Genomic DNA, 22,541 nt, shown 5'->3' on the forward strand with positions numbered 1-22,541 from the left:
TTTTTTTGAAAAAGGCATAAAAAAAAGCTGTTCGTAAAAACAGCTTCCTTTCTTAAAAATTGGGTTGCAAATTGTACTTTTTATAGAAAGTATCTAAAACTTCTACCACTTCGTCTTCGGTGTCAACAATTCGTATCAGATTCAAATCGTCGGGGCCAACAGTATGTTCTCTTTCGATTAACACTTTTTTTACCCATTCGATTAATCCAGACCAAAATTCAGTTCCTACCAGTATAATAGGGAATTTTGCTATTTTTTTTGTCTGAATCAATGTCATTGCTTCAAACAATTCGTCCAAAGTTCCAAATCCACCAGGCATTACTACAAATCCTTGAGAATATTTTACAAACATTACTTTTCGAACAAAGAAATAATCAAAATTCAGGTTTTTATCTCCGTCAATGTACGGATTGAAATGCTGCTCAAACGGCAATACAATATTCAATCCTACCGAAGTTCCTCCCCCCAGATGCGCACCTTTGTTACCGGCTTCCATAATTCCGGGGCCTCCGCCAGTAATCACACCGTAACCGGCTTTACTGATTTTGTAAGCTATTTTTTCTGCAAGTAAATAATACGGATCTTCTGGCTTAGTTCGTGCCGATCCAAAAATGGACACACACGGACCTATACGTCCCATATTTTCATAACCGTTTACAAACTCGGCCATAATTTTAAAAATCGCCCAGCTGTCATTAGTCCGGATCTCATTCCAGTTTTTTTGCTTTAATTTATCTTGGATTACTTTATCCTCGTCATTGTCAAAATCTTCTAATCTCATATTCGTATTGTATTATTAACTATTATTTTCTGGAGCCTTATCCAGCTATCCGCTTGTATCTTTTTATTTTTTGAAAGATAAAAAATAAAAAGATACCACTTCTATCTGGGCTAGATATCCAAGATACTAAAGTAACTCTTTTTTCAAATACGGCACGGTATAGTTTAATTATTTTTTTAAAGGGTCTATCTTTTTTGAATTGCTGTCTCGATAGAAAATTAAATGCAACGGCCTTTTTATAAACACAAATAAATAAGAAAAGCCTTAAAATTGTTAATGTAAAATTCAAAAAGAGGTGTATATTTGGTTTATATAGAAGTTGGTGGCAATTATACCGCAGAGTCGTAAAATTCACAAAAAATAAGATGATATATACATTCCGAAATACTGAAATGAATAATGAGAAAGCTTCAAATTTTGAAACAAAATCATTATTATATTTAATTGGACAACGTATGGATAGTAAAGATGTTCTCTACGTAACTTTTGACTGCTTCAATGATGTAAATGGTCTAAGTGAAAAATTTGATAAAATATGGGATATTCAATCAAAAAACGAAAAGAGTTTAAATCCAAAAAAAATAGGGACATATCTTTACACTCTTTTCGACAATTTTACGTCAATATTTTCTTTTGAAGAGTTTATTTTCTTTTGCCCAAAATTAAAACCAGAATATAAAATTGATATAAATAAAACGACATATAATTTAGATAACATAATTGTAAAAACTTTCGAAAGAATAAAAAACGGTTTAACAGAAGAAATAGAAAGAGTCCAGAAAAATTCAATTACACAAGAATTGAATATAGAAAACTTTCTAAAAAAAGTTTTAATAGTAGAGGATAGTATCACTGATAATGATTATATAAAAGCAGTAACCAAATTTAAAAATACTAATCTCAAAAGTGATGATTTTTATAACAGTCTCTTTAAGGACTTAAGAGATATCCAAACAACAAAAAAAAACAGTTGTATTGAAAATACATCAATAACAGAAATCAGAGAAGTTCTTAATTTTAGAAGACATCTTTCAACTAAAGACATTGAGACCTTAATTATAAGTCGTATAATTGGTTGTGAAATTTTTAAATATAAATCTATTCCAATTTATTTTTCTCCAATTCTTGCTGGAATGGATATTGAAGATAAAAAAGATTTGTTACAAGAATGTAATTCTAATCTTTCGAAAGCTTTTTTTAATAAAAACCAAAATAAAATTTTTTGGAATGTTTGCGAAATGATTGTAGAATATATAACAAACACTACAGATAATAATGTTGAAAACATATATGAACTATTATTTGTTGAATATGCTTTTAAAAAAAATTCATACTTAACCAAAGAAACAATACTGTACTTAATTTCAATAATTATAGAAGGACTAGATGATAATTAAAAAAATAGCTTTTGGAAATAAAAATGAAGCATTTATAGAAAATCGCTTTACTAATAAAACTAACATAATTTATAGTAACGAGAATAATCGAGGGAAAACTTTACTATTACAAAGTATAGCTTATTCACTAGGTTACGAATCAATTTTCCCTAGTGGATTTGACACTAAAAAATATTTCTTTTATACTGAAATCGAAATTCAAAACCGAAAATTTGAGTTTTTAAGAAAAGGAAATTCCATTTTGGTTTTAAATCAAGAAAAATTATTTATATTCAATAGTATTACTGAATTTAAGTATTATTTTGACCAAGAAATTTATACTCTGCCACAAATTGACAAAAGTGGAAAACAAAGGGCTGTTGATTTAACTCTTCTCTTTGAGATTTTCTTTTTAGGTCAAGACAAAAGGAATACTTCAAATCTTATTGTCAAAGGACAAAACAATAAAGTTGACTTCTTGAATATGATTTATTCAATGGAAGGAATAACTATTGAAACATTCAATAAGTATGATATTGAAAATCTTAAAAAAGAAAAGATACAATTAGATTCAAAAATAAAAGCTGAAATAAGAAAAATAAAAATAATAAAACAAAACCCTGAAATATCAACGTTCATTAGTGCATCAGCAAATAATTTAGAATATAAAAATTTCGGTAATCAAATTAAAGAAATACATCAAAATATTGCTGATCTAAAGAAAAAAAGAAATAGAGAGGAAAATAGAAGAGCAAAACTTGAAGCTTTGATTCTTGAACTTAATTCATTGAATAGGAATCTTAATGAAGGAAAAGTTAAATGTGGTGAATGTGGTAGTTCTAAAATTATATTTACAAATGAAGATTTTGAATTTGAAGTAAGTAATATTCACGTAAAACAAAATATTTTGACATCGATTAAATCTAGTCTTAATATTAAAGAAGAAATCATTTCCGAGTTTAACGATGAAATTATTAAAGAACAAGATCAAATAAATAAACTTTTAGAAGATTCTACACCAGATATCAAAAATTATATTCTGTTTCAAGATGAAATTTTTGAATCAAAAGATACTGATAAAGTAGTACTTGAATTACAGAATAAATTAAGTGAAATTGAAAAAAAATTAAAAAATAATGAAAGTAAAATTTCTTCTGATAAAGAACGCCAAAAAGACATTTTAGAAAGTACTTTAAAAGAAATGAAGAGATTTTATAATATTATTGATCCACAAGGTCTACTTCAGTTTGAAGATTTATTCACCAAAGCCAGCGAAACATATTCAGGTAGTGAGGGACAAGAATATTATTTTTGCAAGATTATGGCATTGAACTCAATATTAGACCATAAATTTCCAATTATTATTGATTCATTTAGAGAAGGAGAACTATCAACTACCAAAGAAATGATAATGCTTGATGAGTTTCTTAAATTAAACAAACAAGTCATTTTAACTTCTACAGTTAAAAAAGAAGAATATTCCGCAGATAAATATTTCAACATTGATAAATTAAACGTTTTAGATTACTCTAATTTTCAGGATAGTAAAATATTGCAAGAGAGTTATGTAGCTAGTTTTAGTGAACTACTTATAAAGTTTAACGTAAAAGAATAACTGCCACCAATAGGTAAGGTTTCGCTGGGCTTGTAAAGCCAACAATGAAAGCGCGGTTAAAAGGAACCGATCATAAGTCCGTTGGTATCTAGATATTGTATAATTGTTTGGATGATTTCAAAAGGCAAAAACGCCTCCTCTGCGAATTCTATATTAAACGCTATTGAAGTCCAGATGGCTTAGAAAGTCTTCAGAGTTCGTGCTAAAAAACCAATACAAAAAAAAACTACTGCATCACACAGTAGTTTTTTCGTTTTATTTCAAAGTCTAATTAAAAGATAATAATTTGCGAATTTGCGGTAATTAAAAACACCTACTCCAATTCCTTTTTCAAAAACTTCGCGGTATAGCTTTTTTTATTATCGGCGATTTCTTCGGGAGTTCCTTTGGCAACGACTTTTCCACCGCCTTTTCCTCCTTCGGGACCAATATCAATAATATAATCCGCCAGTTTGATCACGTCCATATTGTGTTCGATAATCAGGATCGTATTTCCTTTGTCTACTAATTTGTTAATCACGCCCATCAATACCCTGATATCTTCAAAATGAAGCCCCGTCGTGGGTTCGTCTAATATATAAAAGGTGTTTCCTGTATCTTTTTTTGATAATTCTCCTGCAAGCTTAATACGTTGTGCTTCTCCGCCAGAAAGCGTGGTACTTTGCTGACCAAGTGTAATATATCCCAAACCTACATCTTGTATGGTTTTTACTTTTCTATGTATCTTCGGGATCATTTCAAAAAACGGAACCGCTTCATCTACCGTCATATTCAATACATCAGAAATAGATTTTCCTTTAAAACGGATTTCCAGGGTTTCTCTGTTAAAACGTTTTCCTTGACAGGTTTCGCATTCTACATAAACGTCTGGCAAAAAGTTCATTTCTATGGTTCGCACACCAGAACCTTGACAGGTTTCGCAGCGTCCGCCTTTTACGTTAAAGCTGAAACGTCCCGCTTTATAGCCGCGTATCATACTCTCTGAAGTCATGGTGAATAATTTCCTAATCTCCGTAAATACTTCAGTATAAGTGGCAGGATTAGAACGTGGCGTTCTCCCTATCGGGCTTTGGTCAATATTTATTACTTTATCGATAAGTTCTAAACCTTCAATCTTTTTGTACGGTTGTGGTTTCTTGACCCCATTAAAATAATAGGCATTCAAAATAGGGTAGAGGGTTTCATTAATCAAGGTCGATTTACCGCTTCCGGAAACTCCCGTCACACAAATCATTTTCCCTAATGGCAGTTCAATGGAAACATTTTTTAAGTTGTTTCCTGTGGCTCCAGTTAGTTTCATGAATTTTCCATTGCCTTCACGTCGTTTTTTCGGAACTTCGATTTTCATCTCGCCGTTTAAATATTGTGCGGTAATGGTATTTGATTTCAAGGTTTCCGCCGGAGTTCCAATGCTAATGATTTCGCCTCCAAATTTCCCTGCTTTTGGTCCAATGTCAATCACATAATCGGCCCGTTCAATCATGTCTTTGTCATGCTCGACTACAATAACCGAGTTCCCAATATCACGCAATTGTTCCAATGAATGGATCAATTTATCATTGTCTCTTTGGTGTAAACCAATACTTGGCTCATCTAAAATATAGAGTACGCCAACCAATTGAGAACCTATTTGAGTTGCTAGTCGGATGCGTTGTGCCTCTCCACCAGAAAGTGATTTTGAACTTCGGCTTAAAGCCAAATATTCCAAACCTACGTTCATTAAAAAGTTCAGTCGATCCTTAATTTCTTTGATTACCTCAGTGGCGATACGTTGCTGTTTATCAGATAAACGGCTGTCTAAATCATGAAACCATGCGGTCAGATCAGAAATATCCATCGCACATAATTCCGTAATATTCTGTTCGTCGATTTTAAAGAATTGAGCTTCTTTTTTTAAACGAGAACCTTCACAAACTGGACATGGAATTTCATCCATGAATTCCTTAGCCCATCGTTTGATAGTCGTAGAACCGCTTTCGTCGTGTTGGTTTTTTATAAAATGGGAGATTCCCTCAAAGTCTATTTTGTAATCCCGGGCAACGCCTAAATCTTTAGAGTTGATCGTGAATTTTTCTTTTCCGCCATTCAGAATCATTTCCATCGCTTCCTCCGGAATTTTTTCGATAGCGTCGGTAATTTTGAAACCGTATTTTTCTCCAATGATTTCCAATTGCTTAAATATCCAAGAGGATTTGTATTCGCCCAAAGGAGCAAAACCACCTGCTTTGATTGACAATTTAGGATTCGGAATAATCTTTTTCGTGTTGATTTCGTTTACCGTTCCCAGTCCTTTGCAATGATCACAGGCTCCTTTTGGAGAGTTGAAAGAAAACAAATTGGGTTCTGGATTTTGATACGATATACCAGTAGTCGGGCACATCAGGTTTCTACTAAAGTAGCGTACTTCTTGAGAATCCTGATCTAAAACCATCAACACATTTTCTCCATGATGCATGGCGGTATTGATGCTTTCGCTTAATCGTTTTTCGTTATCAGGTGTTTTTTCTATGACCATTCGATCCACAACAATCTCGATATCGTGGGTTTTATATCGGTCTAATTTCATTCCCGGAGTTATGTCGAGTACATCACCGTTCACACGCACTTTTAAAAAGCCTTGTTTAGCGATTTGCTGGAACAATTCGCCATAATGTCCTTTTCTGGCTCGAATAACTGGAGCAAGGATATTGATTCGTTTTCCAGTGAAATCTTCGATAATCAGGTCTTTGATTTGTTCATCAGAGTAGCTGACCATTTTCTCTCCCGTATTGTAACTATAGGCATCTGCCGCACGTGCATAAAGCAGACGCAGGAAATCATATATTTCAGTGATAGTTCCCACAGTAGACCGCGGACTTTTGCTGGTGGTCTTTTGTTCAATGGCGATAACAGGCGAAAGTCCGTCTATTTTATCGACATCAGGACGCTCTAAGCCTCCAAGGAACTGTCTGGCGTAAGCAGAGAAAGTCTCTACGTAGCGCCGTTGGCCTTCGGCATAAATAGTATCAAATGCGAGGGATGATTTTCCGGATCCTGAAAGACCGGTAATTACTACCAGTTTTTCACGAGGAATGGAAACATCTATATTTTTTAGATTGTGAACGCGAGCGCCTTGAACCTCAATAGTATTGTCTTTGTCTAACATAATTTTTGCAAAAAAGCAAAGTTACCATTTTGATTTATTCTTTCGATACAACACTTTAGAAGTTTATGTTAAAATCAATACCTTAAAATGGAGTTTAGAGCATTGTTTCGACTGTTTTTAATAAAGAGTTCTCCCGCTTTCCGTTTCAATCTTATAAGGCAAAACACTTGCCTTATAAGGATTTTTACTTCAATCGGGGCTATTTAGTCCGCTTTGTTCTTGTAATAATGAATGGGTACTGCGCATAAAAAAACGCTAATTATGTAATTAGCGTTTTCGTTTTCTAGTGGCCATGTAATTTTCTACGGCTTCTCTTGTGGTAAGCCAATTGCGTCCTTCTTTATAAGCATCAATTTTACCTTGCCTAGCCAGTAGACTGATGTATTCTTGACCATAGGGCATATCAGGTTCCTGAACCAAATTAGAAATGGCAATGTATTCTGAATCATTTCCTGGAAGCGCATTTAAGTATATGTTAAGCGTGCGCTCAACAGCTTGACACATCAATAAGGTTAGTTTTTGATAATTACCTCCATTGGCTTGATTAAGCGCTTCATAGTATTTCTTGCGGTCGTTTTTTAAGATGATGGCGGGCGGAAAACCACAACGCATCAATAACAAATTCATAGCCAAGCGAACCGTTCTACCATTTCCATCAAAAAAAGGATGAATCCAAACGAGTTTATGATGAAAGACAGCCGCTAGTTCAATGTCATTAAGTCCTAACGGATTTGTATTGATAAAATCAATCAATTCATCGAGTAAATCCGAAACTTTATTGGCATTTGGAGGAACAAAATTTGCACCTGATATACGCACGCCGCCATTGCGCAAACGACCTGCAAAATCATCTTCAATGGAACGTAAAACTAATCCATGCAAAGACAAAATGTCAATACTGCGCAACACATAATCAGTATTTACAATGGAGAATAAATAATCAATTGCTTTATCGTGATTATGGGTTTCAAAATGTTCTCGTAATGATTTTCCCTTGATGGTTATTCCTTCTTGAAGCACCATTTGGGTTTCTCTTAAACTCATTGTGTTTCCTTCAATACTATTAGAATTATAGGTCCATTCTATAGATAGACTTTCCTTGATTTTATTCAATGCGATGGCGGGCAATGGTCTGCTGGTTTGCAGGACTTGCTTTTTTTCATACAATCGATCAAAGGTTGATTGAAATTCTTCTCTATAGTTTGTATCTATCTTCCACATAACCACAAAGATACTACATTTATCGGATAATATTAAAAAACACCCTATCCGATATTAAGATTTATGTATTATTCTATCGTCATCGATTTCAATTTGGTACGATAGGCTTCAAGTGCCACTGATTTGGATATAAATCCGAAGTATTTATCATCTTTCACCACTGGTAAAAAGGCGACTTTTGATCGCTCAAATTTATTCATCACCGTCTCCATGGTATTGAACGGATAGATTATTTCAGTAGGAACGGCCATGATGTTTTTGACCAAGGTGTATTTTACTCGGTACGTATTAAAAATAATTTCACGGATATTATTGAAATGAACCACACCTAATAAACGCTTGTCTTTATCTACTACGGCAAAAATAACCTGATTGGAGTGCGAAATTAAATCAACTAATTTCTCTAGATTTTCATCGGGTGTAACCGTTAAATAATCGGTTTGTATAATAGAAGTGGTATCTAATGTAGCAAGTACATTCGTGTCTTTATTACTCGTGAAAGCGTGTCCTTTTTTAGCCAATTCTTTTACATCCATAGAATGTCGTTCAAATCGTTTTGAAATAGCAAAACTGATTGAAGCAACAATCATCAACGGAAGCATCAAACTGTATCCACCGGTTATTTCAGCAATCAAGAAAATGGCTGTTAATGGGGCATGAAATAATCCACTCAAAATACCGGCCATTCCTACCATAGTAAAATTACTGACAGGTAACTGGGTCAAGCCAGTTAGGTTTATCGCTTTTGAAAAGACAAATCCAAGATAGGAACCTACAAATAAGGAAGGGGCAAAATTACCTCCGTTTCCTCCAGATCCTAATGTAATTCCAGTAGCAAAAACTTTTACCATCATCGTCATACCTACAAATATCAGTAAGACCCAGCTGTTAGTTCTAAAACTGCTAAAAAGAGTGTTTTCTAACATTATACCGGGATTATCCTCTGATAAAACTTTGATACTCTCATAGCCTTCACCAAATAGCGTTGGAAAAATAAAAATTAAAATGGACAGAATAGAAGCTCCTACCATTGCTTTTTTATACGGATTGAGTTTTAGTTTAGCAAAATAATGTTCTGTTCTTTGAAAATATCGGGTATAATACACAGACATTAAACCAGTTAAAACACCTAGAATGATATAAAAAGGGATTTTATGGTAATCGAAGATCTGTTGTTGCTTAAAGTTTAATAAAATAGATTCGTCCAATACAATTTCAGACACTAAAGCGCCCGTTGCAGCTGCAATCATAATGGGAGTAAATGCGGCTATACTCACATCGACTAATAAAAATTCGATCGCAAATAAGACCCCGGCAATAGGCGCGTTAAAGGCAGCGGCGATTCCTGCGGCCACTCCACAACCAATAAGTAAAGTTCTGTCTTTATAACTCAGTTTGTAGCGCTGTGCATAATTTGACCCAAAAGCGGCACCAGAGACCACAATGGGGCTCTCTAAACCTGCAGATCCACCAAGTCCAACAGTAAGGGAACTTGTGATGATTTGGGCATACATTTGTTTTTGTGGAACGATACTAGCTTTCTTTGCCACGGAGTATAAAATTTGGGAAGTCCCTTTTTCTATAGAGCCACCAAGGACTCTTTTAACGACAAATACAGTCAGCACTAAACCTGCAATAGGTAAGATACTATTTATGAAACTCAGTTTTAAAATTCCATTTATATAAGTAGCAAAGGAGAAAACTTGGTGTGCAAATGATTTCAGAACGATTACTGCAAATGCTGAAGAAATACCTACTAAAACACTGGATAAAAAAATAAATTGCTTTTCTGTTAGCATAGATTGCGCCCAGGCAATAATATTTTCTAGTTTAGTAAGATATTTTTTGAGCATTTATTTTTTTTTAAAAGTGCTAATTTACTATTATTTTAATGATCCCATAAGTTTTTTAGCGCTTCTTTTCTGCTCAATGGTTTTAGGTTGGTATCAGCAACAAATCTTTTTACTGCCTCTGGATTTGTTTTCGCATATTCTCTTAGAGCCCAACCAATTGCTTTTTGGATAAAAAACTCGTTGGAGAATTTATGCTGGTCACAAACTGTCTTTAATAAGTCAAAATCCGTTTTGTCTTTATACCCCAATTGAAATAAAATAGCACTTCGATTTAACCACATATTCTCTGAATTGGAAAACTTACTGATACTTTCGGTAATGGATTCAGGAAATTCCAATAGGTATTCGCCAAGAATATTTTTTGAAATAGTATCTACGCTGTCCCACCAGGAATTATGTGTTAGCAGTTTTTCTATGATATCAATATATTTCTGCTTATACTTTCCTTTTAGTTCTTTGATCAAAATTTCAATGGCGCAATAATGAAATTCCCGCTGGTCTTTTGCATATAAGGCTATCGCAATTTCTCTTGCATTTTTGGCCACTTCCTCTTTGTTCGCTTTCCAGACTTCTTTAAAAAGTTGTCTTCGTTCGGTTGTTTTTATTCCAAAAAAAGCAAAATGATTCTTCATATATTTGGCCATAGCCAAAGCATTTTCGCTCTGGCTATTTTCTTGAAAGGCAGTTTCTAAATCAGCAATAAATCCCATACTTCTAAAATCCAACTGCGGTATCATCTCCTCTAAAATCGGCTCCGCCTTCTAGTTTATTGTTTGGTAAAACCAAGATAGCGTCTACTTTACCAATAACGGGAGTTGTTTTTTCGTTAATGAGATAGCCTTTTGCTTTTAACGCATCAAAGGTTTGCGTACTAAAAGTATTCGGTTCAAATGTAATCAGATCTGGCAACCATTGATGGTGAAAGCGGGGCGCATTAACCGCTTCTTGCATACTCAAGTTGTATTCGTACACATTTAAGATCGTTTGCAATACAGAAGTGATAATAGTGGACCCTCCAGGGGAGCCCACGGTCATCAATAGTTTTCCGTTTTTTTCGACAATAGTAGGCGTCATGGAACTCAGCATCCTTTTTTGCGGAGCAATACTGTTCGCTTCATTTCCTACGAGTCCAAACATGTTAGGTACTCCCGCTTTGGCACTGAAATCATCCATTTCATTATTCAAAAAGAAACCCAATTCATCACAGTAAAATTTTGAACCATAACCGGCGTTTAGCGTGGTTGTAGCGGCAATCGCATTTCCAAATTGATCTACAATCGAGTAGTGCGTTGTTTCCATACTCTCGTTATAAGTGGCGTTCCCTTGCTTTATGTCTGATGACAAGGTGGCTTTGTCAAAACTGAAATTGGCCATTCTTTGCTTCAGATAATTGTCGTCCATCAAAGCATTTAAAGGGATTTTTACAAAGTCAGGATCTCCTAAAAAGTAACTTCGGTCCGCATAAGCTCTTCGTTCTGCTTCAACAATTACTTGTATCGCTTGTGCGGAGTTATGTCCCATTGTAGCCAAATCAAAAGGGGCGATCATTTTAAATATTTGTGCGAGACATATTCCGCCGCTACTTGGTGGTGCCATGGAAATGATGTTTAAATCTTTGTATTTAAAGCTAAGTGGTGTTCTCCATTTGGCTTCGTATTGAGCCAAATCTTCCATGGTGATTATAGCTCCTTTTGCCTGAAGATAATCCACTAAAGTTTTTGCGGTTTCACCTTTGTAAAACTCGTCGCGTCCATTTTTTGAAATTCTTCTTAGTGTTGCTGCCAGCGCGGGATATTTAATGGTGTCTTTTTCTTTATATACTTTTGAAAGCACTGAATTGGAACCATTTATTTTTGTAAGTTCTTGACGATAGTCATTCAGGCGTTCTTCCTGTTTCTGTGTAACAACAACACCACGTTCCGCCAACTCAATAACGGGTTTTAAAATCTCTTCGATAGGTAAGGAACCTAATTTCGCATGTACAGCAAAAACACCAGCGATTGTTCCCGGTATTCCAATTGCCAGAGCAGATTGAGTGCTTTTTCCAGGAATTACATTTCCATTGGGATCCAAAAACATATCTTTTGTGGCCGCTAATGGGGCTTTTTCTCTATAATCTAAAGTTCCTTTTTCACCATTTGCCTTTCTGTAGACCATAAATCCGCCACCGCCAAGATTCCCGGCGTAAGGGTAGGCTACTGCCAATGCCAATTCGGTTGCGACCATAGCATCAAAAGCGTTTCCGCCTTTTTTCATGATTTCGACACCAATTTTAGAAGCTTCTTCCCGTGCCGAAACGACCATTGCCTCATTCGCCAAAAGTCCTGTAGGTTGTACAACACTGTTTTGCGTTTTACAACCAAAAGTAATAATGCATAATAGAATAATAATTTTTTTCATTTCTGCTGTATTTGTATTATTTGTTTGGAATAGAATGAATTAGAAACCTAATGCTTTGTTGTCTTCTCTTTTATCGGCGCCACCTTCCAGTTTTCCATTTTCTAAGACTAAAATAGCATCGACTTGACCTACAATTTCTTTATTGGTTTCGTTGACTTTGTATCCTTTTGCTTTTATTTTTTCCAGTAATTCTCTATCGAAAGAGTTTGGTTCAAAGGTGATTTCGTCAGGAAGCCATTGATGGTGAAAACGAGGTGCGTTGACTGCTTCTTGCATGCTCATATCAAATTCGTACACATTTAAAATGGTTTGCAAAACAGAAGTGATAATCGTAGAACCTCCGGGAGTTCCCACAACCATGAACAATTTTCCGTTCTTCTCTACAATGGTTGGTGTCATAGAGCTAAGCATTCTTTTGCCTGGAGCGATACTGTTGGCTTCGGTTCCTGTAAGTCCGTATAGATTAGGAACTCCGGCTTTAGCGCTAAAATCATCCATTTGGTTGTTTAAAAAGAAACCTAATTCATCACAGTATATTTTAGAACCGTAATTATCATTTAAGGTGGTCGTTGCAGAAACTGCATTTCCTTCGGCATCTACAATAGAGTAATGCGTGGTTTGCTTGCTTTCGTACCCTAGAATTTTTCCTTTGCTAATATCAGATGATTTTGAAGCTTGGTCGAATGAGAAATCACTCATTCTGTTTTGGATGTAAGTGGAATCCAATAGTTCTTTTATAGGAAGCTTTACAAAATCTGGGTCGCCTAGGAAAGCATTTCTGTCCGCGTAGGCTCTTCGTTCCGCTTCGGTGATGACTTGGATTGCTTTCACACTGTTGTGCCCCATTTCGGCAAGATTAAAAGGTTCGATCATTTTCATGATTTGGTCTAAACAAATACCACCACTACTGGGCGGAGACATAGAGGTTATCTTTAAATCTTTATAGGTAAAAGTGATAGGTGCTCTCCATTTAGCTTTATATTGATTTAAATCTTCCGCTGTCATATTGCCGTCTTTCGCTTTTAGGAAAGCCACTAACTTTTTCGCCGTTTCCCCTTTGTAAAACTCATCACGTCCGTTTTTTGCAATTCGTTTTAAAGTGGCTGCCAAGGCTGGATACTTAATGGTATCGCCCGCTTTATAAACTTGAGAAAATAAGCTGTTTGGGCCATTCGTTTTTATAAACGTTTCCCTGTAAGTAGCTAAACTTTGTTCTTGAAATTCCGTAACGACAACGCCCTTTTTAGCTAACGCAATTACAGGTTCCATGATTTCGGCTATGGGTAAAGAACCGTATTTTTTATGCACCGCAAATAATCCGGCGAGTGTGCCTGGAATTCCAGAGGCTATTGCCGAAGCGGTACTTTTACCTTCAATTACATTTCCTGCTCCATCAAGATACATGTCTTTGGTTGCGGCAAGCGGTGCTTTTTCTCTGTAATCGAGGGCTCCAGTTTCGCCATTGGCTTTTCTGAAAACCATAAAGCCACCACCACCAAGATTCCCCGCCTGCGGATAAGATACCGCCAATGCGAGTTCAGTTGCGACCATAGCATCAAAAGCGTTTCCTCCTTTTTTCATAATAGCAACACCGATTGCGGAAGCCTCTTCCCGTGCCGAAACGACCATGGCTTTATCGGTAACTAAACCTGTTGGAACCATGATTTTTTCATTTGATTTACAACTAAGAAATGCTAGGGAAAGGAGTAGTATTATTTTTTTCATTATGGTATGGTAGTTTGGTTTTTCTTTTTTAACATATAAGTCATATAAGTAAAGTGTTTACGCTCAGCATTCTTTTTTAGTAAAAAACTTAAAGAACTTATATGTTTCAATAGCTTTGTATATTTTAAATTTTATTCTTCTATTAATTTTTGTCTCGCATGTGCCCTCAATTGCTCAAAAAAACCTGTAAACTCCTGCTCAAATTCAGTATAGAACTGCGTTAGTTCCTCTGAAGCAAAGCGCATTTTTGATTCATTCTTGGTTCGGCTATCCATTTGGGTTAGTATTTTGTCAATTCCTGCAATGGTTTGATAACTGAGTAACCAGTTTTGTTTAATCATATAAGGCATAATTGAAATGGTTCTTTCGCTTAAAATGGGGATGTTGTCATTCAAAGACCGATAGAAAGCAGTAACATATGTTTCCAAATCTTCGTCTGAGTATTTAACCCAATTTTTTGCCAGAAAATGATCGTAAAAAACATCAACTATAACACCAGAATAGTGATGGTATCTGGAATGCAATTTTTTAGTGCTTTGTCTAAAAACAGGATGGGCATCCGTAAAGGTGTCAATTGCACGATGAAGAATAATTCCTTTCTGTACTTCCAAAGGATAATTTTCAAAATGCTTCCCCCGTATCCCATCAGCCATAAAATTACCAATTTTGATTAAATCGTTGTCGCCCGAAAGATAGATGTGTGCTAAGAAGTTCATTCGCCTAAATTATGAATTCTAAATGACTTATTTAAATTGTCAATTATTATATTTGTGGGAAATTTAAAAGAAAGTACTCAAAATTTAAAAATATAAGAATGACTTTAATAAAATCAATATCAGGAATACGTGGGACAATAGGAGGGAAAGTAGGGGATAACTTAACGCCACTTGATGCAGTGAAATTTGCCTCCGCTTATGGAACCTGGTTAAAAAACTATTCTGGTAAAGACAAACTTACGGTTGTTGTAGGTCGTGATGCCCGGATTTCAGGGCCTATGATTCATAATTTAGTTGTGAATACCTTGATTGGTTTAGGTATTGACGTGATTGATTTGGGGTTGTCAACGACTCCAACGGTTGAAGTTGCTGTTCCATTGGAGAAAGCAGATGGAGGAATTATCCTTACTGCTTCACACAATCCGAAGCAATGGAATGCCTTAAAGTTATTGAATGAAAAAGGAGAATTCCTTAATGGGATTGAAGGAGAAAAAATCCTTGCGATCGCTGAAGCCGAAGCTTTTGATTTCTCGGATGTGGACAGCTTAGGCCAAATTACAGAGAATGACGCTTACATGGATATTCATATTGACGAGGTATTGAATTTGCCTTTAGTTGATGTTGAAGCTGTCAAAGCGGCTAAATTCAAAGTTGTAGTAGACGGTGTGAATTCATCTGGAGGAATCATTATCCCAAAATTATTGGAATTAATGGGAGTTGAAGTAGTGAAGTTATACTGTGAACCTAACGGACATTTTCCACACAACCCGGAGCCTTTAAAAGAACACCTAACTGATATCTCAGAACTAGTAGTTAAGGAAAAAGCAGATTTAGGAGTTGTCGTGGATCCAGACGTAGACCGTTTGGCTTTCATTTGTGAAGATGGCGAAATGTTTGGTGAAGAATATACATTGGTAGCTTGTGCCGACTATGTGTTGAGTAAAACCCCAGGGAATACGGTTTCTAATATGTCTTCTTCTCGTGCCTTGCGCGATGTGACGAACAGACATAATGGAAACTACGAAGCCAGTGCTGTAGGTGAGGTAAATGTAGTAGATTTAATGAAAAAGAATAAAGCCATCATAGGTGGAGAAGGAAACGGCGGAATCATTTATCCGGAGTCGCATTATGGTCGTGATAGTTTGGTAGGTGTTGCCTTATTCTTGACGCATTTGGCCAACAAGAAAATGACCGTTTCGGCTTTACGTGCTTCGTATCCCGAGTATTACATGAGCAAAAACAAAATCGAATTGACTCCACAAATTGATGTGGATGCGATTCTGGTTGCCATGACTGAGAAATATAAGAACGAAGATATCACCACCATTGACGGAGTAAAAATTGACTTTGCTAATGAATGGGTACACTTGAGAAAATCAAATACAGAGCCTATTATTAGAATCTATACTGAAGCACCTTCACAAGCGCAGGCTGATACGCTAGCTTTGCGAATTATTGATGAAATAAAAGCAGTAGCTGGAATCTAAAACAGCGTTTTCTAAAATATAAAACCCCCTTTCAAACTTGATTTTGAAAGGGGGTTTTGCTTTTAGGTTCTTGTACTTAAAAATCCAAATTAAAAATTAGGCTTCGTACTTTTTTTAATTTCGTATTGTCAAAAGTTAATCCCATGTATTGGAAGAAGAAACGGCCATTTTTCCACCGCCAGTAAAGAAAAGTGTTAGTGCACCAAATAGGTATAAGCCCAATAATTCTAATTGCCATCCACCATTTTCGTTTAAAGTAAACAGGTCTGCTGTGTGTACTAAGAAAAAAGCAAATAAAGTACCAAAAACATATACACCAGCCGCTATTCGGGTTCTGTATCCAGCAAGGATTAGTAGCGGAGCAACAATTTCAGTGATATAAACGCCATAGGCAAGAATAGAAGGAAGTCCCTTTGCAGATAGCATGCCTTCAATAAAAGAGACATCTCCTAATTTAGCAATTCCGTGAAGCAACATCAAGGCGCCAACTGCAATACGAAGGATTAACAATCCTAAATCAGTGTTTTTATTCATATTTTTTGTTTTAAGTTAACATTCAGTATAATTACGCTATACCAAACACTACAATTTTGTATCTCAAATATATTCTATTTTTTAATGCAGATATAATCATTTACTTATTAAATTACAATGCTGCTCTTTCGTACTAGAACTAAAGCCCTTTCAAAGTTGATTTAAAAAGTGGTTTATTGTTATTTGGAAAACGGAATGAGTACTTGAAATTTTAATATTTTTAGCATGGTTCTTAGCCAGTAGTTCGTCCTACTCTAATTCAATTTTATTAAAAATAATCCATCGTTTTAAATTGCCTACAAACCTTTTTAAGTGGTCTTCATTCAAGAAAACATTGGTCCAATAATCATATCTGTCACATTGCATACTGATATAATAGGTCATAATTGCTAAACAGGCGAGCGGTAGAATTCGTTTTTCCTCTTTAGTAATTACAGTTATCGTTTCGTAACCTTCAAGAAAACTTGCTGCTTTCACTTTGTAATCATTCTCGTTTAGATTTGTAGAGAATAGCTGAAATAGAAAATAGGAAATATCTAAACACAACCAGCCATTACCACAGAAATCAAAATCAAAAAGGGTTACTTTATTGTCTTCATTAAAGTGCATATTATCAAACCATACGTCGAGATGAACGGCTCCAAAACGTATTTGTTCGTTAGCTACAGTACTAAATTCCTTTCGTAGAAAACGAGCCAGCTTTTCTAAAAATAGCGTCTCTTCAGTTTCTTTCTTAAAGAATTCCCGTGTTCGTTTAACGGAATCAATAAGCAAAACTTCATTGTTGTATGTGATTCTGTTTAATGCAAAACTTTCTGTCTCTTTATGAACTTTGGCCAAAGCTTGCCCAATACAAAAACTGGTTTCAGCTGTGAATTTTGCGGATTTTGTGCCTTCTGCAAACGAAAATAATACAGCATACCGTAATCCTTCGGGAGCGTTTAATTCTTGAATGTATTCGTTTAAATTATCAGCAATGGCGAAGGAAACAGGAGTTTTGTTTTTGTTCAAATGGATAAGCAGTCGTACTTCTTCGGCAACTTCTTTTTTTGTTCTCCAATCAAAAGTATAGATGCGAAGAACATATTTGGTATTATTATCAGTAACGATGTAAACGTGGTTCATTCCGGCTCTGAAAAGTTTGCATTCCGTATTCTCACTTAAATTATATTTCTCTTGTAATAATTCCCCAAGTTTAGTTGCAGAAAGGGTTGAATTTGTAACTGGAAATTCTTTTGTCATCTATTCTTTTATTTTTGGAATGGCTTACTATTTTTATTTTGCTTTGCGAAAAATGGGTAATCGAATATCGGTCAATATTTTTAAAGTAAATGACGATACATCATTACTTATTGCCAGCGCTGGGCGTTTGTTTTTTTATTAATTCCATTATTTCAGTATGCACTTTAAATGTCTTTTTGAAATCATCTAAATTATTGCCTGTATTTTCCAAAATGATTAAGTTCCTGTTTGTTTGAGGATAAAAATAACAAGCAGAAACAAAACCTGGAGCATAACCGAAAGCACCAATTTGTAAATTTTGTTCGCCATCTTTAAATAGTAATCCATATCCATAGTCGATTGTCCCAAAAACAGGATGGATACGCGTAGCATATTTTGTTTTCATTAGTTCCAATGTCTCTTTTTTGACAAGTTTTCCAGAGTAGAGTAGGTGGTTCCATTTATTTAAATCGGCAACGTTAGAGATGAATGCGCCTGCTGCGGCATAATTAGATAAACTGTTTGGCGTGAATTCTAAAACCCCATTTTCATTTTCCTCATATCCTTTTACCAGATGTTTATACCTTTTGTTTTTAGGGTGGAAGGTGTTTTTTAATTCATATTCGTTAAAGAGCTCTGTTGCTAGCTTTTCGAATGTTTTACCCATTACTTTTTCAAGAATCTGCGCAAGTAATTCATAGCCTAATTGCGAATAATGAAATTGAGAACCTTGCTTAAATTCTAAAGGCGCATCTAAAGCTACAATTCCGTGAGTGTGAGTAAGCAGTTGATGAATAGTGACTTCTTTTGACCAAGGTTGTTTACTATCGATCAGATAGTCATTTATTTTATTTTCAAGTCTAATTTTGCCTTTTTCATATTCTCTTAGTACTAATACGGCTGTTATTTGTTTGCTTATCGAACCAATAACAAATTGATCGTTAATCGTAAGTGGCGTTTTATTTTTTAAATCAGAATAACCAATGGCTTTAGAGTATAGTGTTGTCGAATCTTCCGTTAAAAAAACAACTCCATTAAAGCTATTATTAGCAATAATGGAATTGATATTTGTAGTTAAGTCTGCGTAATTTTTGTTTTTTTGCTGTCCAAATGTTTGACAAGAGGTTAAAAAAGCAAATGCTAAAATTAGAATACTAAATTTCATTAATTGTATCTGGTTTTGAATGAAGACTCACAGTTTTGGGCAGGAAAGCCGCGTTTTTAAAAGCGCAACTTTCTACTATTTAAATTGAGATCTTAAAAATATTCTTTTTTATACAATTAAGCAATCTTTTTTACTAGCTGTTGTTTGACCTATTTTTAAATATCCATCTTAACCACGGTTCTTCCTTTTAATTTTCCTTTAAGCATTAAATCAATTTTTTTATCTAATTCATTTAGAGTTATTTCAGTACAAGTTTCAGTTAATGTAGCTGTTTTCCAATCGTTGGATAATTTGTCCCATACTTTCTCTCTATAATTCATTGGATAATTTTGAGAGTCTATGCCTATTAAGGATATTCCTCTTAAAATGAACGGAAACACGGTTAAATCAAGTTTTGGAGAGGCTACATTACCACAGCAAGTTACCACGCCCATAGGACTAATGGATTTTATAATATTTTCAAGAATAACTCCACCCACGGTATCAATAGCTCCGGCAAAAGCTGGTTTTAACAATGGTCTTTTCTCTGGTTCTTCAAAATCTTGTCGCATAATAACTTCATCTGCTCCAATTTTTATTAAAAAGTCACGCTCCGTTTCTTTACCTGTGATTGCCGCTGTTTTATAACCTATTTTTTTTAAAATAGCGATACTCAAAGATCCCACGCCACCAGTAGCACCAGAAACAACGATTGGTCCATCTTCAGGTTTTACAGTTTCAGTCAGTCGTAATACAGAAATTCCTGCTGTTAATCCCGCTGTTCCAATAATCATGGCCTCTTTCATGCTTAGGTTTTCAGGTAACTTAACCGCCCAGTCTTCTGGGACTTGGATGTATTGCCCAAAACCTCCATCGGTATTCATTCCTAAATCATAGCTTGTCACAATAACTTTGTCTTGCACTTTAAATTTATTTGATTCAGACGAAACGATTGTTCCAACAGCATCAATACCGGGTGTATGTGGATAATTTCTAGTGACCCCTTTATTTCCACTTGCAGATAACGCATCTTTGTAGTTCAATGAGCTGTAATGTACTTTGATAAGTACTTGGCCTTGAGCTAAAGCATTAAATGGCATTTCCTTAATTGTAGAAATATAATTGCCGTCTTTTTCTTCTACTCGAAAAGCCTTAAATGTTGATTGATTATTCATTGTATATGTTTTATATGATATGATTACTTTTGTGACAAATTTCGATTAAAATATATTGATATACAACAACTTACAAATAATTCACATACGAACATTTTGTGCTGTTTTGTATATTCAGTGCGGATTTAAATAAAAAAAGATGAAAAAAAGTTACTGTCCGATTGATACTTTTATAAATGCCATTAAAGGAAAACGAAAAGGTACCATTATTTTACATCCTTTTCAAGGCAATAAGAGATATAGTGAATTAGTAAAGCTAATACCTGATATCAGCGAGCGTATGATTACTAAACAACTTAAAGAGTTAGAGAAAGATAGTTTGATCAACCGGGAAGTATTCCCTGAAGTTCCACCTAGGGTAGAGTACAGCTTAACCGAATTAGGAAAATTAATACACCCTTTTTTAAAAGGAATGTACAAGGGAGGATTGCTTTTTGAAAATGTTATTGATAGTTTCGAAAGCTGATTATTCAGGTTTTTTTTATTTTATTCGAAGATACAACCAATACAATATTTACGGCTGCGGACGGTATGCTCGCAGCAGCGACGGAGCTTTTCATTGTTGCGCCGGGTAGTGTTATTTTAACTCTATTTTGTCTATCAAGAGTTTAAATTTTTCCGCTTTTTTATTCCCAATCAAAAAAGCAATTTCTTCAATATGTTCTTTGTTGAAATTAGGTTGCTCAAGTCTTCTTCCTCTGAACGAAGGGTACATATCTTGTATAGGAATTTCTATTTCTTGCCATTCTCCTGAGGTAGAAAAGGGTGCTATGTAGGAGTAGTAATCTCCATAAGCAGCTTTCATTCTGAATTGATATTTTTTACCATCACCTCTAAGTTTAATAACTATGGTAGTGAACTCCTTTACTATTATTTTTGGGAATCGATAACGCACAGAAGAGAATCCTCCATTATTGTCCAGTGATATATTTCCTTCGAAAACACCAAAACCTTCAGCATTTAATTTAAAAGTCCCAGCTGATTCGCCGCCCATTACCACATCATCAACAATCATCCAGTTTTGAATATCTGAATTTTTGTTAAAATCAAAAATTACTTTTGGAGTCAGTAGAGAAAATAATAGTATCATATAAATTGAGTGTTTCATAGTAACTCGGCTTTTAATTACAGCTTAAGGTTTCTATATAGTAAGTTTTAAAGTCTTTTCCGCATTAATATTCATTCCAACTTGTTTGCTATTTTTTAAAAAGTCAAGTACTGGTTTTAGGCTTTCCATTGGGCTTTCTTCCATTGGAGTATGACCATTATTATCCAGAATAACTAGAGTATTAATTGGTAAATCTTTATGAAATTTATTGGCGTTTTCTGCTGGGATTAATAAATCTTTTGCTCCCCATAGTATAAGTGTAGGTTGTTGAATGTGTTTTATATTTTTATAAGCACTCGTATCCTTTGCCATCTTGAATCTATCTACAAAGGCTTGACGATTGCCTTCTCTAAGTGTGAGTTCAAAGTAACGATCAACTAATGATTCAGTTACTTTCGACTTATCGAAATATACATTTTCAACACTAGCTTTCACAATAAAACGAGGAGTTATATAAGTAAGGACCTTATTTAGCAACGGAGTTCTACCTATTTTAAAAGCAATTGGTACACTCTTCGAACTTAGAGGATATCCTGCGGCATCTATTAAGATCAATTTTTTCACCATTTCTGGTTCCTCTAGCGTAAAGTTCCATGCTATTTCTCCACCTAAGGAATTCCCAGCTAGCACACATTGCTTGATTTTTAAAGCTGTCAAAAAGTTTTTTAAGAATTGTGTGTAATGCGCCATCGAATAATTGCGATCTGGAAACGGACCCGTTAAGCCATAGGCAGGAAGATCCATTCTGATTACTCGATTTGATTTTTTCAAGCTATCAGTCCAGGTGTCAAAAGTATGTAAACTGGATGCTGTGCCATGAATAAGTACGATGGGAATAGTGTCGGTTTGATCTCCTTCATCACGAAAATGAACATCCATTCTGTCCACAGCAATAAAGGAAGAAGCTGTATTGGTGTACTTTGCTTTTAATTCATTCAATGGAATATCTCGATGTCCAAAAAAAACTATAATACCTATGATGATTAGTGCGGCAAAGCTTAAAATTATTTTAAAACTTTTAGTTAAATACTTCATTGACG

At 35.0% G+C, this 22,541-nt stretch carries 18 protein-coding genes; 4 read left to right on the forward strand and 14 right to left on the reverse strand.

Annotation, left to right across the window (positions count from 1 at the left end; translation table 11 throughout):
- Nucleotides 1-52 precede the first annotated feature (52 nt).
- A complete protein-coding gene (locus AC4PRO_RS04255) occupies nt 53-781 on the reverse strand; it encodes an LOG family protein (RefSeq protein WP_492116439.1) in 729 nt (242 codons plus the stop codon).
- 392 nt (nt 782-1,173) lie between these two features.
- Between AC4PRO_RS04255 and AC4PRO_RS04260 the strand changes: the two genes are divergently transcribed.
- Together AC4PRO_RS04260 and AC4PRO_RS04265 are read left to right on the forward strand one after the other, a co-directional pair.
- Complete coding sequence (locus AC4PRO_RS04260) at nt 1,174-2,178, forward strand: hypothetical protein (RefSeq protein WP_492116440.1); 1,005 nt, start codon at nt 1,174-1,176, stop codon at nt 2,176-2,178.
- Entirely contained in the window at nt 2,168-3,772 is a 1,605-nt protein-coding gene (locus AC4PRO_RS04265) for a hypothetical protein (RefSeq protein WP_492116441.1), read from the forward strand. Before AC4PRO_RS04260 ends, AC4PRO_RS04265 begins: the two co-directional genes overlap by 11 nt.
- A gap of 313 nt (nt 3,773-4,085) precedes the next feature.
- Here the strand turns inward: AC4PRO_RS04265 and uvrA are convergent, their stop codons facing one another.
- The 7 genes from uvrA to AC4PRO_RS04300 all read right to left on the reverse strand — a co-directional run bounded on the left by uvrA (nt 4,086) and on the right by AC4PRO_RS04300 (nt 14,832).
- Nucleotides 4,086-6,917: an excinuclease ABC subunit UvrA gene (gene uvrA, locus AC4PRO_RS04270; protein WP_492116442.1), complete on the reverse strand. Its 2,832-nt coding sequence runs from the start codon at nt 6,915-6,917 to the stop codon at nt 4,086-4,088.
- Nucleotides 6,918-7,184: 267 nt separating this feature from the next.
- Entirely contained in the window at nt 7,185-8,138 is a 954-nt protein-coding gene (locus AC4PRO_RS04275; protein WP_492116443.1) for a Fic family protein, read from the reverse strand.
- 68 nt (nt 8,139-8,206) lie between these two features.
- Nucleotides 8,207-9,991, reverse strand: a complete 1,785-nt coding sequence (locus AC4PRO_RS04280; protein WP_492116444.1) for a chloride channel protein — start codon at nt 9,989-9,991, stop codon at nt 8,207-8,209.
- A gap of 35 nt (nt 9,992-10,026) precedes the next feature.
- Nucleotides 10,027-10,728: a DNA alkylation repair protein gene (locus AC4PRO_RS04285; protein WP_492116445.1), complete on the reverse strand. Its 702-nt coding sequence runs from the start codon at nt 10,726-10,728 to the stop codon at nt 10,027-10,029.
- A complete protein-coding gene (gene ggt / locus AC4PRO_RS04290; RefSeq protein ID WP_492116446.1) occupies nt 10,706-12,391 on the reverse strand; it encodes a gamma-glutamyltransferase in 1,686 nt (561 codons plus the stop codon). Before ggt (AC4PRO_RS04290) ends, AC4PRO_RS04285 begins: the two co-directional genes overlap by 23 nt.
- Nucleotides 12,392-12,430: 39 nt before the next feature.
- On the reverse strand, nt 12,431-14,116 hold the full coding sequence (ggt, locus tag AC4PRO_RS04295; RefSeq protein ID WP_492116447.1) for a gamma-glutamyltransferase: 1,686 nt from the start codon (nt 14,114-14,116) through the stop codon (nt 12,431-12,433).
- 131 nt (nt 14,117-14,247) lie between these two features.
- Nucleotides 14,248-14,832, reverse strand: a complete 585-nt coding sequence (locus tag AC4PRO_RS04300) for an acyl carrier protein phosphodiesterase (RefSeq protein WP_492116448.1) — start codon at nt 14,830-14,832, stop codon at nt 14,248-14,250.
- A gap of 98 nt (nt 14,833-14,930) precedes the next feature.
- On the opposite strand from AC4PRO_RS04300, the gene glmM reads away from it, so the two are divergent.
- A complete protein-coding gene (glmM, locus tag AC4PRO_RS04305; protein WP_492116449.1) occupies nt 14,931-16,319 on the forward strand; it encodes a phosphoglucosamine mutase in 1,389 nt (462 codons plus the stop codon).
- A gap of 135 nt (nt 16,320-16,454) precedes the next feature.
- Here glmM and AC4PRO_RS04310 read toward each other — a convergent pair whose 3' ends face one another.
- The 4 genes from AC4PRO_RS04310 to AC4PRO_RS04325 form a co-directional block, all read right to left on the reverse strand.
- A complete protein-coding gene (locus AC4PRO_RS04310; RefSeq protein ID WP_492116450.1) occupies nt 16,455-16,853 on the reverse strand; it encodes a DoxX family protein in 399 nt (132 codons plus the stop codon).
- Between the two features lie 249 nt (nt 16,854-17,102).
- Nucleotides 17,103-18,095, reverse strand: a complete 993-nt coding sequence (locus AC4PRO_RS04315; protein ID WP_492116451.1) for a phosphotransferase — start codon at nt 18,093-18,095, stop codon at nt 17,103-17,105.
- 103 nt (nt 18,096-18,198) lie between these two features.
- Nucleotides 18,199-19,239, reverse strand: a complete 1,041-nt coding sequence (locus AC4PRO_RS04320) for a serine hydrolase domain-containing protein (protein WP_492116452.1) — start codon at nt 19,237-19,239, stop codon at nt 18,199-18,201.
- Nucleotides 19,240-19,394: 155 nt separating this feature from the next.
- On the reverse strand, nt 19,395-20,393 hold the full coding sequence (locus AC4PRO_RS04325) for a YhdH/YhfP family quinone oxidoreductase (protein WP_492116453.1): 999 nt from the start codon (nt 20,391-20,393) through the stop codon (nt 19,395-19,397).
- A 139-nt stretch (nt 20,394-20,532) separates the two neighbouring features.
- Between AC4PRO_RS04325 and AC4PRO_RS04330 the strand changes: the two genes are divergently transcribed.
- A complete protein-coding gene (locus tag AC4PRO_RS04330; protein WP_492116454.1) occupies nt 20,533-20,859 on the forward strand; it encodes a winged helix-turn-helix transcriptional regulator in 327 nt (108 codons plus the stop codon).
- Nucleotides 20,860-20,970: 111 nt separating this feature from the next.
- Here the strand turns inward: AC4PRO_RS04330 and AC4PRO_RS04335 are convergent, their stop codons facing one another.
- Both AC4PRO_RS04335 and AC4PRO_RS04340 read right to left on the reverse strand, forming a co-directional pair.
- A complete protein-coding gene (locus AC4PRO_RS04335; RefSeq protein WP_492116455.1) occupies nt 20,971-21,501 on the reverse strand; it encodes a CIA30 family protein in 531 nt (176 codons plus the stop codon).
- Between the two features lie 33 nt (nt 21,502-21,534).
- Entirely contained in the window at nt 21,535-22,536 is a 1,002-nt protein-coding gene (locus AC4PRO_RS04340; RefSeq protein ID WP_492116456.1) for an alpha/beta fold hydrolase, read from the reverse strand.
- Nucleotides 22,537-22,541: the final 5 nt, after the last annotated feature.

The sequence above is a fragment of the Flavobacterium sp. DW-iso2 genome (genome assembly GCF_058725285.1).